Here is a 12,717-nt window from a genome sequence, read left to right as displayed (position 1 = left end):
CATGATAGATACCCTGACCTTCATCAAATGCCTCGCCGAGCCCACCCGGCTTAACGCCATGCTGCTGCTGGCCGAAGAAGGGGAACTTTGCGTTTGCGAGCTGACCGAGGCCCTGGCCGAAAGCCAGCCCAAGGTGTCGCGCCATCTGGCGCAGCTGCGCCAATGCGGGTTGCTGCTTGATAGCCGTGACGGCCAGTGGGTGTTTTATCGCCTGCATCCCGAGTTGCCGGTCTGGGCCAAAGGCATGTTGGGTGAAGCGGCGGCGGGTGCCAACCCGGCGCTGGCAGAGGCCAAAGCCGCCCTGGGCGCCATGGCCAACCGGCCGGGCAAGCGCTGCTGCTGAAAATTTTTTGTCTCAAAACATATGGAAATCCATATATGAAGATCCTCTTTGTCTGTACCCATAACCGTTGTCGCAGCATTCTGGCCGAGGCGGTCAGCCGCCAATTGGGCGGCGCCTTGCTGGAGGTCAGAAGCGCTGGCAGCCAGCCGGCCGGGCAGGTGCATCCTTTGAGCCTTAAATACCTGGCACAAGCGGGCTATAGCACCGGCGGTCTTCGCAGCCAATCGTGGGACGAGTTTGAAGACTTTGCCCCTGATCTGGTGGTCACTGTATGCGACAGCGCCGCCGGCGAAGCCTGCCCGGTGTGGTTTGGCAAAGCCGTTAAAGTGCATTGGGGCCTTAAAGATCCCAGTGCGCTCTCTGGCGCCGAAGAGGACGTAAAAGCCGCTTTTCTGGCTACTATCGGCATCTTGGAAAAGCGCATCCAACGCTTGCTAGACGCTGGCCCACTGGCAGGTGAGGCCCTTAAGGCCAAGATGGAGGCGCTGGCCCATGTCTGAGCTGCCCAATATTGATGTCGATCAGTTCAAAGTGCCGGCGGCGGCCGACTTTAACCGGCCTCTTAGCAGCCATGCTCCCCGTATCCTGCTGTTGTACGGCTCTTTGCGAGAGCGTTCCTACAGCCGCCTGGTGGTAGAAGAGTCGGCAAGGCTGCTTAGCGCCATGGGCTGCGAGACCCGCATCTTTAACCCCGCCGGCTTGCCGCTTCCCGACGGCGAGCCTGACAGCCACCCCAAGGTGCAAGAGCTTCGCGACTTGGTGCTGTGGTCCGAAGGGCAGCTGTGGTGCTCTCCTGAGCGTCATGGCAGTATGACCGGCATCATGAAGGCGCAAATCGACTGGATCCCCCTGTCGATGGGGGCGGTGCGGCCCAGCCAGGGCAAAACCTTGGCGCTGATGCAGGTCTGTGGCGGCTCCCAGTCTTTTAACGCCGTCAACCAGATGCGCATCCTCGGGCGCTGGATGCGGATGCTGACCATCCCCAACCAATCGTCGGTGGCCAAGGCCTTCTTGGAGTTCGAGGAAGATGGCCGCATGAAGCCCTCGCCTTACTACAACCGCATCGTCGATGTGGTAGAGGAGCTGGTGCGCTTTACCCTGCTGACCCGCGACCACAACCAGGTGCTTTTGGACCGCTATTCCGAGCGAGTTGAAAGCGCCGAGGCTCTGTCTAAGCGCGTTAACCAAAGGAGCCTGTGATGGGGATTTTCGAGCGCTATTTAAGCCTTTGGGTGGGCCTTGGGATTGTGGCTGGCCTGCTGCTGGGCAGCCTTTTCCCCGGGCTTTTTGCAATGCTGGCTGGCCTTGAGCTCTTTCACGTCAACCTGGTGGTGGCGGTACTCATTTGGCTGATGATCTACCCGATGATGGTGCAGGTGGATTTTTCCGCCATCAAAGATGTGGGGCGCAAACCCAAGGGCTTGGCCCTGACCCTGGTGGTGAACTGGCTTATCAAACCCTTCACCATGGCGGCGCTGGGTTGGCTGTTTTTTAAGGTGTTTTTTGCAAGCTTGGTGGACGCTGCCAGTGCCCAGCAATACATCGCTGGCATGATTTTGCTGGGGGTAGCGCCGTGCACCGCCATGGTGTTTGTGTGGAGCCAGCTCACCAAGGGCGATGCCAACTACACCCTGGTGCAGGTGTCGGTGAACGATCTGGTGATGGTGTTCGCCTTTGCCCCCATCACCGCTTTGCTGCTGGGGGTAAGTGACATCCAGGTGCCCTGGCAGACCCTGCTGCTGGCGGTGCTGCTGTATGTGGTGTTGCCGCTGTTGGCCGGGGTGTTGACCCGCCATAAGCTTGATAAGAAAGACGATCACCAGCGCCTTGGCGATTTTTTAGGTAAGGCCAAGCCTTGGTCCATCCTCGGCCTTATTGCCACCGTGGTGCTGTTGTTTGGCTTTCAGGCCCAAACTATCCTGGCCCAGCCGCTGGTGATTGTGCTTATCGCGGTGCCGCTATTGGTGCAAAGCTACGGCATTTTCGCGCTGACCTACTTTACCGGCTGCAAACTGCGCCTTGGCCATCAGGTGGCGGCGCCGGCGGCCATGATTGGCACCTCCAACTTCTTTGAACTGGCGGTGGCAGTGGCTATCTCGCTGTTTGGCCTGCACTCGGGGGCAGCCCTTGCCACCGTGGTCGGCGTCTTGGTGGAAGTGCCGGTAATGCTGTCTTTGGTGGCCTTTGCCAACCGCACCCGCCACTGGTTTAGCGATAAAGGCTCAGTACCAGGCGCTGAAAGATCCGCTCCTTAAGGTTGGCCGGGGCCGTTAAGCCAAGGTAAGCGAGGGCCTTGTCGCCCTCGGTACTGGCGCTTGCCGTCAACGCCCGCCAACAAAGCGCCAGCTTACCGGTAACGGAGCTGGCGCTTTTTTTAAGCCCTCCTAAGCGCCGGGCCAGTTCCAGCTCGGCATCGGTAAGCTCGCTGCCAAAGGGCAAGGGCTCGAGTTTGCCGCTAAAAGGCGCCAGGGCATTTTCAAGGGCGGCTGGCAGATTGTTGCGGTACTGAGCCGGTAACTGGTAGGCCGCTGGCAATTTGCCGGCCGCCTTTGCCTTGGCGATGAGCGTATCCTGAAAGCGGCTGTCGGCAATTTTTATCATCGCCTCGATGCATTCGCTGTCGGTCTTGCCGCGAAGCTCCGCTATGCCGTATTCGGAGATAAACACATCTCGCAGGTGGCGGGGGATGGTGCTGTGGGGGTATTCCCAAACGATGTTGGACTCCAGGCTCTTACCGCTACCGCGGGTGGCTTTTACCAGGAGCACCGAACGGCCGTCCGGCAACTGATGGGCCATAGACACAAAGTTGTATTGGCCCCCCACGCCACTCACCACCTGGCCGTCTGCCAGTTGGTCGGAGACCGCATGACCAAGCAGGGTGGCTTTCATGGTGATGTTGATAAAGCGCGCCTGCTGGCGCTGCAGCTGTTCAAGGCGGTAGTGGGTGTAGATGCGGTTGACTTCGCTGACACTGGTCATGCCAATCAAGGCGCGGCGCGCCTCAGGAAGTGCGTGCAAGGCTTTATAAAATGCGCTGGGGCCGATAAAAAAGGCGCCATGCAGGGCAATGCCGCCGGCAAGCTCTCGCCCGGCGCTGTGGGCGTTTAGAAAAGTGAGGGTAGCGGCGTCAGTCAAATCGTTGGCCAGGGTGGTGGTGCCCAGGTGCAGCCGGTCTTCATGGAGCCTGATGTCAGCGATATTAAACCGCTCAAGCCAGGCAAGATGCCGCTCGCTCAAGACAGCAGGCAATGCGCCCGCGGCCAATAGCCGGCTAAAGGTATCGGCGGGCAGTACATCCCCCAACACATTGTCGTTAACCAGTTGCTGGAGGGTTTCGTCTTCGTAGACCCGGCGGCGCACCAGGCCTTCTTCAAAAAGGCGATACACCGGGTAGGAAATCAGCTCGCTGGCCACATAAAGGCCCTCGGCAAGGGGCGGCCGGGGCGCTTCACCAAGGGCGCCAAGCATGGCTTGGTAGTCAGAGGGCGAATCTTGGCGCAGCAGCAAGCCTTTTACCGCGGCGTCGGCCAGGGCGCCGATACCCACCTGCAAGGTGCCGCCATCTTCTACCAGGGTTGAAGCCCTCAGGCCAATGGCGTAGTCCATAAGGCCAATGGGTTCTTGGGGCGTGGCAAAGAGCGGGTAGCCGTCGTCTTGGTCATCGACGATAAGGTCAAAAAACGCCGCCGCTACTTCGGCGTCGTTCCCCAGGTAGGGCATTTGCGGGTTCACTTCGCCAATCACCAGGGTAGGGCGCTCGGCCTGATGCATGGCAGGGGCCACGTCGAGGGTGAGGTCGGGGTTGGAGCCCAAACTGTAATGGTGGCCGTCAGGGTGCTTGGCTACGGCTTGCACCAAAAGATTGATGCCGCGGGCCAGAATGTCACGCCCGGCATGGGTGTAGTTACTGGAAATGTAGTGCTGCTGGGCTCGGGGGTTATGCAAAATGGCGCCGGAGCGGGTGTAAAACTCCAGTACTTCAATGTTGGCCGGCAGAGCGCCGTTTTCCCGGTCATCAAGGTACTCAAGGCGCGGGTAGCCTCGCCACACGCGCTCACGAAGGGGCGCCATAAAGCGCTCTTCAAGAAAGCTTTTGCCGACCGGTGGGTTAAGCGACAGCGCCGTTATCAAGGTCAGCTTGATATGAGGGTGGGCCTTGGCATGGCGGTAGAGGGCATTTAGCAGCCGGTTGGCCTTGCCGACCCCAAGAGGCGCACCTACCACCCAATTTGGCCCGAGCTGCGCCTCAATCTGCTCCATCAATCCTTGCTGCATGGCTACCCCTATGTTTTGCAGGTTGTTGATACGCTAGCAGAAAACATTTTCGTAATCGCTAACAGAAACTGGTCTGTTAAGTCGCTGCAAGGCTGGTTGGTGCCTGCCCTTACTGTTATCTTCAGCTCAAGAATACGCAGAGGTTAGTGACTGATGGAATTTCGCGATCACCAGTTGAGCATGTCGGTGCTGATGACACCGGATATGGCCAATTTTTCCGGCAAGGTCCATGGCGGCGAGTTGCTGTCGTACCTTGATAAAGTGGCCTACGCCTGTGCCAGTCGTTACGCTGGCAGCTATGTGGTAACCCTGTCGGTAGACCGGGTTATGTTTCGCCAGGCCATTAACGTCGGCGAACTGGTGACTTTTTTGGCCTCGGTCAATTACACCGGCCGCACCTCCATGGAGGTGGGCATCAAGGTGGTGACCGAGGATATCCGCAACCGGGTGGTGCGCCACACCAACAGCTGCTACTTCACCATGGTGGCCATGGACGATAACGGCAACACCATTCCCGTGCCGCCGCTGGTGCCGCAATCAGAAGAAGAAAAACAGCGTTTCGAAGCCGCCAAGCTGCGCCGCAAACTGCTGCAAGAGCAGGAAGCCGCCCACGACGCCATTAAAAAGGAAGTGCAGCAGCTGGAGCTGTAAAAGACAGAGGCACGGATGCGATACCTTTTTACCTTGGCGTTGTTGGCGATTTGTGGATGTCGGGCAAATGATGCTGGAGAGTTTGGGCCTATAGGCTCTGATTTAGCCCTGTCGGATCTCAACCACTACCAATGCCAGACGCCGAACCTTGCCGATATCCGCCGGGTATTGGATAAGGGCCAATGGGTAGATCCCCAGAGCCTTCACGACCATTACGCCAGCACCGGCTGTTCGGTTAAAGGGCAGGTGATGTAGGGTGGCCAGATGCGGTCCTTTACCTTTGATTTTGGCGGTATTGTCTACTTTGATGACGGCGAGGTGTTGGCCTGCGGCAAAGGCTGCTGCGGCGACGACTTTGCTTTTTGCAGTTTTGATCCCGGCCCTTAACTGGAGAAATGCTCCGTCAATAAAAAACCGCCCCAAAGGGCGGTTTTTTAATTGGCGTTATTTAACGCGCATACCGGGCTGGGCGCCGTCGTCCGGGCTCAGTACCCACAAGTCTTTGCCGCCGGGGCCGGCGGCCAGCACCATGCCTTCGCTCATGCCAAATTTCATCTTGCGGGGCGCCAGGTTGGCCACCATCACCGTGAGCTTGCCTTCCAACTCTTCCGGGGCGTAGGCCGATTTGATGCCTGCAAACACCTGGCGGGTTTCGCCGCCCAAGTCCAGCTCCAGACGCAGCAGCTTGTCGGCGCCTTTAACGTGCTCGGCCTTGGCAATGCGGGCGATGCGAAGGTCAATCTTGGCGAAATCCTCATAGCTTATCTCAGGGCTGATGGGGTCATCCGCCAGGGGGCCGGTTACCTTTTTGGCCATGCTCTCCTTGGAGGCTTCCACCATGGCTTCAACCTTGGCCGGCTCGATGCGGCTCATCATCGCCTGGAAGGGGTTGATGGCGCAGCCCACCAGCAGCTCGCCGCGGTTGTCCCAGCGCAGCTCCACGCCGAGGAAGTTTTCCACTTTCTTGGCAAGCTCTGGCAGTACCGGCTTGAGGTAGGTCACCAGCACTTTAAAGAGGTTCAGGCTCAGGGTGCAGACCTGGTGGGCCTCACCCAGGGTGTCATCGTTTTTCACCAGCACCCAGGGGGCGGTGTCGGCGATGTAGACGTTGGCCTTGTCGGCGAGTGCCATGATCTCGCGCACAGCGCGGCCAAACTCGCGGCCTTCAAAGGCTTTGGCAATGTCGTCGCTCTTGGCGACGAATTCGTCAAAGAGGGTGGTGTCGATGCTATCGGCCAGCTTGCCGTCGAAACGCTTGGCGATAAAGCCAGCGGTGCGCGAGGCGATATTGACCAGTTTACCCACCAAGTCGGAGTTCACCCGCTGGGTGAAGTCTTCGAGGTTCAAATCCAGGTCGTCGATGCGGTTAGAGAGCTTGGCGGCGTAGTAATAACGCAGGTATTCCGGGTCCAGATGGTCGAGATAGGTGCGGGCCTTGATAAAGGTGCCACGGGATTTCGACATCTTGGCGCCGTTGACGGTGACATAGCCGTGGGCAAAGACGTTGGTGGGCTTGCGAAGGCCGGCGCCGTCGAGCATGGCAGGCCAGAACAGGCTGTGGAAGTAGATGATGTCCTTGCCGATGAAGTGATACACCTCGGCGTCGGAGTCGGCTTTCCAGAAGGCGTCGAAATCGAGGCCGGTTTTGTCGCAAAGGGCCTTGAAGGAGGCGAGATAGCCGATGGGGGCGTCCAGCCACACGTAAAAATACTTGCCGGGGGCGCCGGGGATCTCAAAGCCAAAATAAGGCGCGTCGCGGGAGATGTCCCAGCGGGCCAGGCCCTGCTCGAACCATTCCTGGAGCTTGTTGGCCATTTCTTCTTGCAAGGAGCCGGAGCTTATCCAGGCCTTGAGCATGTCGCCAAAGGCGGGCAGGTCGAAGAAGTAATGCACCGAGTCTTTCAGTACCGGGGTAGCGCCAGACACCACCGACTTGGGATCTTTAAGATCGGTGGGCTGATAAGTGGCGCCGCACACTTCGCAGTTGTCGCCGTTTTGGTCTTCGGCGCCGCATTTGGGGCAGGTGCCTTTGACAAAACGGTCCGGCAGGAACATTTGCTCTTGCGGGTCGAACAGCTGGGAGATGGTTTCGGTTTTGATGTAGCCGCCGTCGTTGAGGCGGTTATAAATCATCGCCGACAGCTCGCGGTTTTCATCGCTGTGGGTGCTGTGGTACTGGTCAAAACCAATCAGGAACTCGGCAAAATCGGCCTGGTGCTCGATGTTGGTTTTGGCAATCATCTCTTCGGGAGTGATGCCTTGCTCGCGCGCCTTGAGCATGATCGGGGTGCCGTGGGCATCGTCTGCGCAGACATAGTAGGTCTCAAAACCACGCAGCTTTTGAAAACGGACCCAGATATCGGTCTGGATATATTCCAGCATGTGGCCCAGGTGAATAGGCCCGTTGGCATAGGGCAGGGCGCTGGTAACCAGAATGCGGCGCGAAGTAGCCATCTTTATCGCTCTTGATTGCTTGGATGATTGAAGGGCGACAGTTTACGCCAAATTTAAGGCTCATTGAACTCAAGTTCGGGGCCAATGTGCTGAAAGCCAAGCACTTTAAAAGCGCCGCTGCGCTGCCAAGGCAAAGGCCCCGGTGCTAGACTGTGGTGACTACCCAACACCTTGAACCGCCATGCGTTTTTTTCAAAACAAGCCGCAGCCAAACCTCAATGACATCCGTTGCCCCCTCTCGGGGCTGGCGCTGGCGGCGCTGGCCCTTAGCGTTGAAGACGAGCCCGAGCGTCTGGCGCTGCGCCTGCCTTACCCTGTTGATGCCTTCGCCTCAGAGCTCGAAGAAGCCTTAAAACCGGTACTGGCCGGGCGCACCTTACATCTTGAAGGCGCCTTGCCGGCCTTTGGTAAACCCCTGGGTAAGGTCAAAAACCTGATTGCCATTGCCTCTGGCAAAGGGGGCGTCGGTAAATCCACCACCACCATCAACTTAGCCCTGGCCCTCAAAGAGCTGGGGCTCAAGGTAGGGGTGCTGGACGCCGACCTCTTCGGCCCGTCGCTTCCCATCATGGTGGGCACCCGTGGCCAGCACCCGGATAGCCCCGACGGCAAGACCATGTACCCCATCGAAGCCCTGGGGCTTTACACCCAGTCCATCGGTTATCTGGTGGACGACAGCGACGCCGCCGTCTGGCGCGGCCCCATGGCCAGCACTGCTCTGATGCAACTGGTGAATGAGACCCACTGGCCAGAGCTGGATGTGCTGCTGATTGACATGCCCCCCGGCACCGGCGATATCCAGCTGACGGTGTCGCAAAAGCTGCCGCTCACCGGCGCCGTGATTGTCACCACCCCGCAAGACTTGGCCCTGAGCGACGCCATCAAAGGCATGGCCATGTTTGAGAAGGTCAATACCCCGGTTTTGGGGCTGGTAGAGAACATGAGCTATCACCGCTGCAGCCAATGTGGCCACCATGAGCCGTTGTTTGGCGATGGCGGTGGGGTGCGCCTGGCCGAAGAAAAAGGCGTGGCGCTGCTTGGCACCATTCCTTTGACCCTTAACATCCGCCACCACACCGATGCCGGCCAGCCGGTGGTATTGAGTGACCCGTCAGGGGACGATGCCCACAACTACCTGCAACTGGCCAGGAAGCTACTGGGAGAGATGCTGAAAAGACCGGTGCCCCCGGCCCCCATCGACGTCAAAATGGTGTAGACTCGCCGCAATTTTTTGCCAGGCAACCAATTAAGGGACAGCGCCCCATGGAAAACCCTTGTGTCATTATCGGTATCGCTGGTGCGTCAGCATCAGGCAAGTCATTGATTGCAAGAACCATTTTTAATGAACTCAAGGCAGAAGTGGGGCGAGAGGAAATCGCTGTTATCACCGAAGACAGCTATTACCGGGACCAGAGCCAGCTGTCCATGGAAGAGCGGGTTAAAACCAACTACGACCACCCCCAGGCCTTTGAGCACGACTTGCTGGTGAAACACCTCCAAGCCCTTAAAGACGGCCAGGCGGTAGAGATCCCCGAGTATTCCTACGAAGAGCACACCCGCAAGACCAGCACCCATACCGTCACCCCCAAGAAGGTGATCATCCTCGAAGGCATTCTGCTGCTGTCCTACAAGCCGCTTCGGGATATGCTGCAAGCCTCGGTGTTTGTCGACGCGCCCCTGGATATCTGCCTGATGCGCCGCCTGCAGCGGGACGTGGCAGACCGGGGCCGGACCATGGAATCGGTGCTCAAGCAATACATGGAGACGGTGCGCCCCATGTTCTTGCAGTTCATTGAGCCATCCAAGCAATATGCGGATATCATAGTGCCCCGGGGCGGTAAGAACCGTATCGCCATCGACATGCTTAAAGCCAAGATCCGCCAGCATCTGTAGGAATATGCCATGCGTTTGTGTGATACCCATATCGAAGAATACCTGGCCGACGGCCGTATCGTGATTGAGCCGCCGCCGGGCAAAGACGCCATCAGCGGGGTGAGTGTCGATGTGCGCCTGGGTGACAAATTTCGCGTATTTAACGGCTACACCGCCCCTTTTATCGATTTGTCCGGCCCGCGCAGCCAGGTCAACGCCGCCCTTGAGCGGGTGATGAGCGATGAAATCGTTATTCCCGAAGGCGAAGCCTTCTTCCTGCACCCCGGCGAGCTGGCCCTGGCGGTGACCTATGAGTCGGTCACCTTGCCTGATGACATCGTCGGCTGGCTCGATGGCCGCTCCTCCCTGGCGCGCCTGGGGCTGATGGTGCACGTAACCGCCCACCGTATCGACCCAGGCTGGTCTGGGCGCATCGTGCTGGAGTTCTACAACTCCGGCAAACTGCCCCTGGCCCTGCGCCCGCATATGAAGATCGGTGCTTTGAATTTTGAAACCCTGTCCGCCCCGGCGGCTCGCCCCTATAACAAGCGTGTTGATGCCAAATACAAGGATCAACAAGGCGCGGTGGCCAGCCGGATAGACCAGGACAGTAAGTAAGGAGCCCATGCTCGAGATATCCGGCCGGGTTACTATCCCGGCCCATGAACTGCAGTTTTCGGCCCAGCGCGCCCAAGGCGCCGGCGGCCAGCACGTCAACACCACTGACTCGTCGGTGCTGCTTAAATTCAATTTCGAAGACTCCCAGAGCCTGCCCGACCACTACAAGGACGGGCTCAGGCGCATGAGTTCGCACCTGGTGCACGGGCCGCTGGTGGTGATCAAAGCCCAGGAGCACCGCTCCCAGCATATGAACCGCGAAGTGGCGCTTGAGAGGCTTAAGGCCTTGATTGAGCAGGCCGGTATTCGCCCCAAGGTGCGCCATGCCACCCGCCCCACCCGCGCCTCCAAAGAGCGGCGCATTCAAAGCAAAAAGGGCCGGGGCGACGTGAAGGCCAAACGGGGCAAGGTCCGTGTCGATTAACCGCCTGGGCGGCGGTTTGGAACAGTAGCTAAAAGGCGGCTATGGTCATTGCAAATGACCAGGAGGATGCCGCCGTGAGTTTTTACAACCATCCCCAGCACTTAAGCCGTGCCAACCTGGCACACCTGAGCACCTTGAGCGCCGAGCTGAGCGAGCAGCTCTTTCACGGCCCGGTGCTTACCCAGGGCAATACCCGCATTGGTATCGAAGCCACCCGCCATCACCTTATCCTGGTGGTGCAATGCCTTGAGGCCAACACCCGGGACTGGGCCACTGACCTTAGCGCGCAGCTGGTGCCCTGGCCGCCCCTTGGCCGGGTTCATCAGGGCTTTTTGCGCCAGGCCCAAGAGCTGCTGCCCCGCATCAGGCCGGTACTGGCCAAAGAGCTTCGCTCCGGCATGGCCCTGTGGCTTTGTGGCCATGGCCTGGGCGGCGCCGTGGCCTCGGTGCTGGCTGCCGAGCTTGCCCTTAATGAAGACATCGAGCTCACCGGCCTTTGCACCTTTGGCAGCCCCCGGGTCTTTGACAACCAACTGGCGGGCGCCATGGAGGCGCTCTTGGGTGAGCGTTACTGGCGGGTGGTGAACGACGAGGACGTGATAACCCGGCTACCGCCGCGCTGCTTTGGCTATCGCCATGGTGGCCAGTTGAGTTACTTCGACGCCACAGGCAGGTTACACCTTGGCGGTGGCCAGCCCTGGTGGGATGGATTTTGGGATCGTTGCCACTACCATGGCCAGTGGCTTTTTGCTAAAGATATGAAAGACATCGCAGAACACGCGGTAGACGAATACCAGCTACTGAGCCTGGGGAGCAAATCGTGAGTGAGACCCTGCTTTACACCGCCACCAACACCTTGGAGGCCCATCTGCTGCAAGGCCTGCTTGCCGGTGAGGGCATCAAGGTGCGGCTCGACAGCGATCTGTTGATGGGCGGGGTGGGGGATCTACCGGCCGATGTGCAGCATATACGGCTGTGGTGTTTCAGCTACCACCTGATGGAGGCCCAAGCGGTGCTGGAGGGATATTTCAACCACAGCGGCCAGGACTGGTATTGCGGCCAATGCGGCGAGCATAACGGCAGCGCCTTTGAGCTGTGCTGGCACTGCCAGGCCCCGAAAAAAGCGGGATAAAAAAGGCGCCAACCGGCGCCTTTTTCAATACAGCAGGCTAAAGAGCTGGCGCCGGTACTTGGCGGCAAGGGCGTTACCCTGGCCAAGGGCGGCCAAGATATCCAGGCAGGTTTTCTTGGCTTCGCCGTTCTGGAAGTTCAAATCCTTTTTCAGCACCGTCATCAGGCTATCGAGGGCTTCCTCGTTACGCCCGGCGGCGTGCAGCTGCACCGCCAGTTTCAGGCGCAGGCTGTCGTCCTCTGGCGCCTGGGCCAGGGCGTCGGCCAGGGCGCGGATCTCGGGGGTGTCGGCGGCATCCTTTTTCAGCTGCAACTCAGAGAGAAGCCCTTTGTAGTCAGCGTCTTGGTCTTTCATGGCGATGCTGCCGAGCAGCGCTTCGGCCTCGTCCAGGCGGTTTTCCTGCAAGTAGGCGTGAATAAGCGCCAGTTTTACCGGGTGCGGATCGCGAGCGTTGGCCATGGCTTGGGTCAGCTTGGCAATGGCCTCTGCGGCCTTGCCGGCTTCCAGTAACGCAAGGGCTTCTTCAAAGTCCGGGTCCAGGGGGGCCGGCAGGTGTTTGTCCAGCAGCTGCTGGACACTCTCTTGGGTCTGCGGGCCAGCCACGCCGTCGATTGGGCGGCCTTCTTTTAGCAAGTAGAGGGTCGGCACGGCTTGAATTTGAAACTGGGCGGCCAGCATCTGCTGGGCGTCGCAATCAACCTTGGCCAGCACAAAGCCGCCCTGGTAGTCCGTCGCCAGTTGGCTCAATACCGGGGCGAGGCTGTCGCAGGGCTCATGCCCGTTAACGTAGAAGAACACCAAGACCGGCTGCGTGAAGGAAGCATCCAGCAGGGTTTGCTGAAAATTTTCGGTGGTGACGTCGACTATGTACTGGCTCATAAAGACATTTTTTCTTTGGGTGATGCTGTGCAATATGGGGGCTCGTTGGCAGAATGCAAGGGCAGGTGG

At 59.0% G+C, this 12,717-nt stretch carries 16 protein-coding genes; 13 read left to right on the top strand and 3 right to left on the bottom strand.

Going from position 1 to position 12,717, the window contains the following annotated elements:
• Position 1 precedes the first annotated feature (1 nt).
• From AC22G1_RS10470 to arsB, 4 genes are read left to right on the top strand one after another with little or no spacing between them, the layout of a single operon-like run.
• Positions 2-343: a metalloregulator ArsR/SmtB family transcription factor gene (locus AC22G1_RS10470; RefSeq protein WP_487313343.1), complete on the top strand. Its 342-nt coding sequence runs from the start codon at positions 2-4 to the stop codon at positions 341-343.
• A 35-nt stretch (positions 344-378) separates the two neighbouring features.
• The gene (locus tag AC22G1_RS10465; RefSeq protein ID WP_487313342.1) at positions 379-843 is read left to right on the top strand and encodes an arsenate reductase ArsC; all 465 of its coding nucleotides are present in this window, start codon (positions 379-381) and stop codon (positions 841-843) included.
• Positions 836-1,543: an arsenical resistance protein ArsH gene (arsH, locus tag AC22G1_RS10460; RefSeq protein WP_487313341.1), complete on the top strand. Its 708-nt coding sequence runs from the start codon at positions 836-838 to the stop codon at positions 1,541-1,543. The genes AC22G1_RS10465 and arsH overlap by 8 nt, the downstream gene beginning before the upstream one ends.
• Complete coding sequence (gene arsB / locus AC22G1_RS10455; RefSeq protein ID WP_487313340.1) at positions 1,543-2,598, top strand: ACR3 family arsenite efflux transporter; 1,056 nt, start codon at positions 1,543-1,545, stop codon at positions 2,596-2,598. The genes arsH and arsB overlap by 1 nt, the downstream gene beginning before the upstream one ends.
• Here the strand turns inward: arsB and AC22G1_RS10450 are convergent.
• A complete protein-coding gene (locus tag AC22G1_RS10450) occupies positions 2,552-4,618 on the bottom strand; it encodes an acetyl-CoA hydrolase/transferase C-terminal domain-containing protein (protein WP_487313339.1) in 2,067 nt (688 codons plus the stop codon). The two genes, arsB and AC22G1_RS10450, sit on opposite strands and share 47 nt — an antisense overlap.
• A 153-nt stretch (positions 4,619-4,771) precedes the next feature.
• Here AC22G1_RS10450 and AC22G1_RS10445 point away from each other — a divergent pair, with 153 nt between their 5' ends.
• From AC22G1_RS10445 to AC22G1_RS10435, 3 genes are read left to right on the top strand one after another with little or no spacing between them, the layout of a single operon-like run.
• A complete protein-coding gene (locus tag AC22G1_RS10445; protein WP_050660050.1) occupies positions 4,772-5,269 on the top strand; it encodes an acyl-CoA thioesterase in 498 nt (165 codons plus the stop codon).
• Positions 5,270-5,284: 15 nt separating this feature from the next.
• A complete protein-coding gene (locus AC22G1_RS10440; protein WP_487313338.1) occupies positions 5,285-5,524 on the top strand; it encodes a hypothetical protein in 240 nt (79 codons plus the stop codon).
• Positions 5,525-5,533: 9 nt separating this feature from the next.
• Positions 5,534-5,656 (top strand): hypothetical protein, encoded by a 123-nt coding sequence (locus AC22G1_RS10435; RefSeq protein ID WP_487313337.1) that lies wholly within the window; start codon positions 5,534-5,536, stop codon positions 5,654-5,656.
• Positions 5,657-5,713: 57 nt separating this feature from the next.
• Here AC22G1_RS10435 and metG read toward each other — a convergent pair whose 3' ends face one another.
• Positions 5,714-7,723 carry a methionine--tRNA ligase gene (metG, locus tag AC22G1_RS10430; RefSeq protein ID WP_487313336.1) on the bottom strand — a complete coding sequence of 670 codons (2,010 nt, stop codon included), beginning with the start codon at positions 7,721-7,723 and terminating at the stop codon, positions 5,714-5,716.
• A gap of 181 nt (positions 7,724-7,904) precedes the next feature.
• Between metG and apbC the strand changes: the two genes are divergently transcribed.
• The 6 genes from apbC (at position 7,905) to AC22G1_RS10400 (ending at position 11,769) form a co-directional block, all read left to right on the top strand.
• A complete protein-coding gene (gene apbC / locus AC22G1_RS10425) occupies positions 7,905-8,939 on the top strand; it encodes an iron-sulfur cluster carrier protein ApbC (RefSeq protein WP_487313335.1) in 1,035 nt (344 codons plus the stop codon).
• A 47-nt stretch (positions 8,940-8,986) separates the two neighbouring features.
• The gene (gene udk, locus AC22G1_RS10420; RefSeq protein ID WP_417356485.1) at positions 8,987-9,616 is read left to right on the top strand and encodes a uridine kinase; all 630 of its coding nucleotides are present in this window, start codon (positions 8,987-8,989) and stop codon (positions 9,614-9,616) included.
• 9 nt (positions 9,617-9,625) lie between these two features.
• Positions 9,626-10,213, top strand: coding sequence for a dCTP deaminase (gene dcd, locus AC22G1_RS10415; RefSeq protein ID WP_050660045.1), 588 nt, complete (start codon positions 9,626-9,628; stop codon positions 10,211-10,213).
• A 7-nt stretch (positions 10,214-10,220) separates the two neighbouring features.
• Positions 10,221-10,637 (top strand): alternative ribosome rescue aminoacyl-tRNA hydrolase ArfB, encoded by a 417-nt coding sequence (gene arfB, locus AC22G1_RS10410; RefSeq protein ID WP_050660044.1) that lies wholly within the window; start codon positions 10,221-10,223, stop codon positions 10,635-10,637.
• 74 nt (positions 10,638-10,711) lie between these two features.
• Entirely contained in the window at positions 10,712-11,461 is a 750-nt protein-coding gene (locus AC22G1_RS10405) for a lipase family protein (protein WP_487313334.1), read from the top strand.
• Positions 11,458-11,769 carry a putative signal transducing protein gene (locus tag AC22G1_RS10400; protein ID WP_487313333.1) on the top strand — a complete coding sequence of 104 codons (312 nt, stop codon included), beginning with the start codon at positions 11,458-11,460 and terminating at the stop codon, positions 11,767-11,769. Before AC22G1_RS10405 ends, AC22G1_RS10400 begins: the two co-directional genes overlap by 4 nt.
• A 24-nt stretch (positions 11,770-11,793) precedes the next feature.
• On the opposite strand, the gene AC22G1_RS10395 is transcribed toward AC22G1_RS10400, so the two are convergent.
• Positions 11,794-12,648, bottom strand: coding sequence for a tetratricopeptide repeat protein (locus AC22G1_RS10395; protein WP_487313332.1), 855 nt, complete (start codon positions 12,646-12,648; stop codon positions 11,794-11,796).
• Positions 12,649-12,717: the final 69 nt, after the last annotated feature.

The sequence above is a fragment of the Gallaecimonas zhanjiangensis genome (assembly GCF_057624825.1).
Note: the sequence above shows the minus strand (reverse complement) of the source record. Positions and strands in the feature narration are given on the sequence as shown.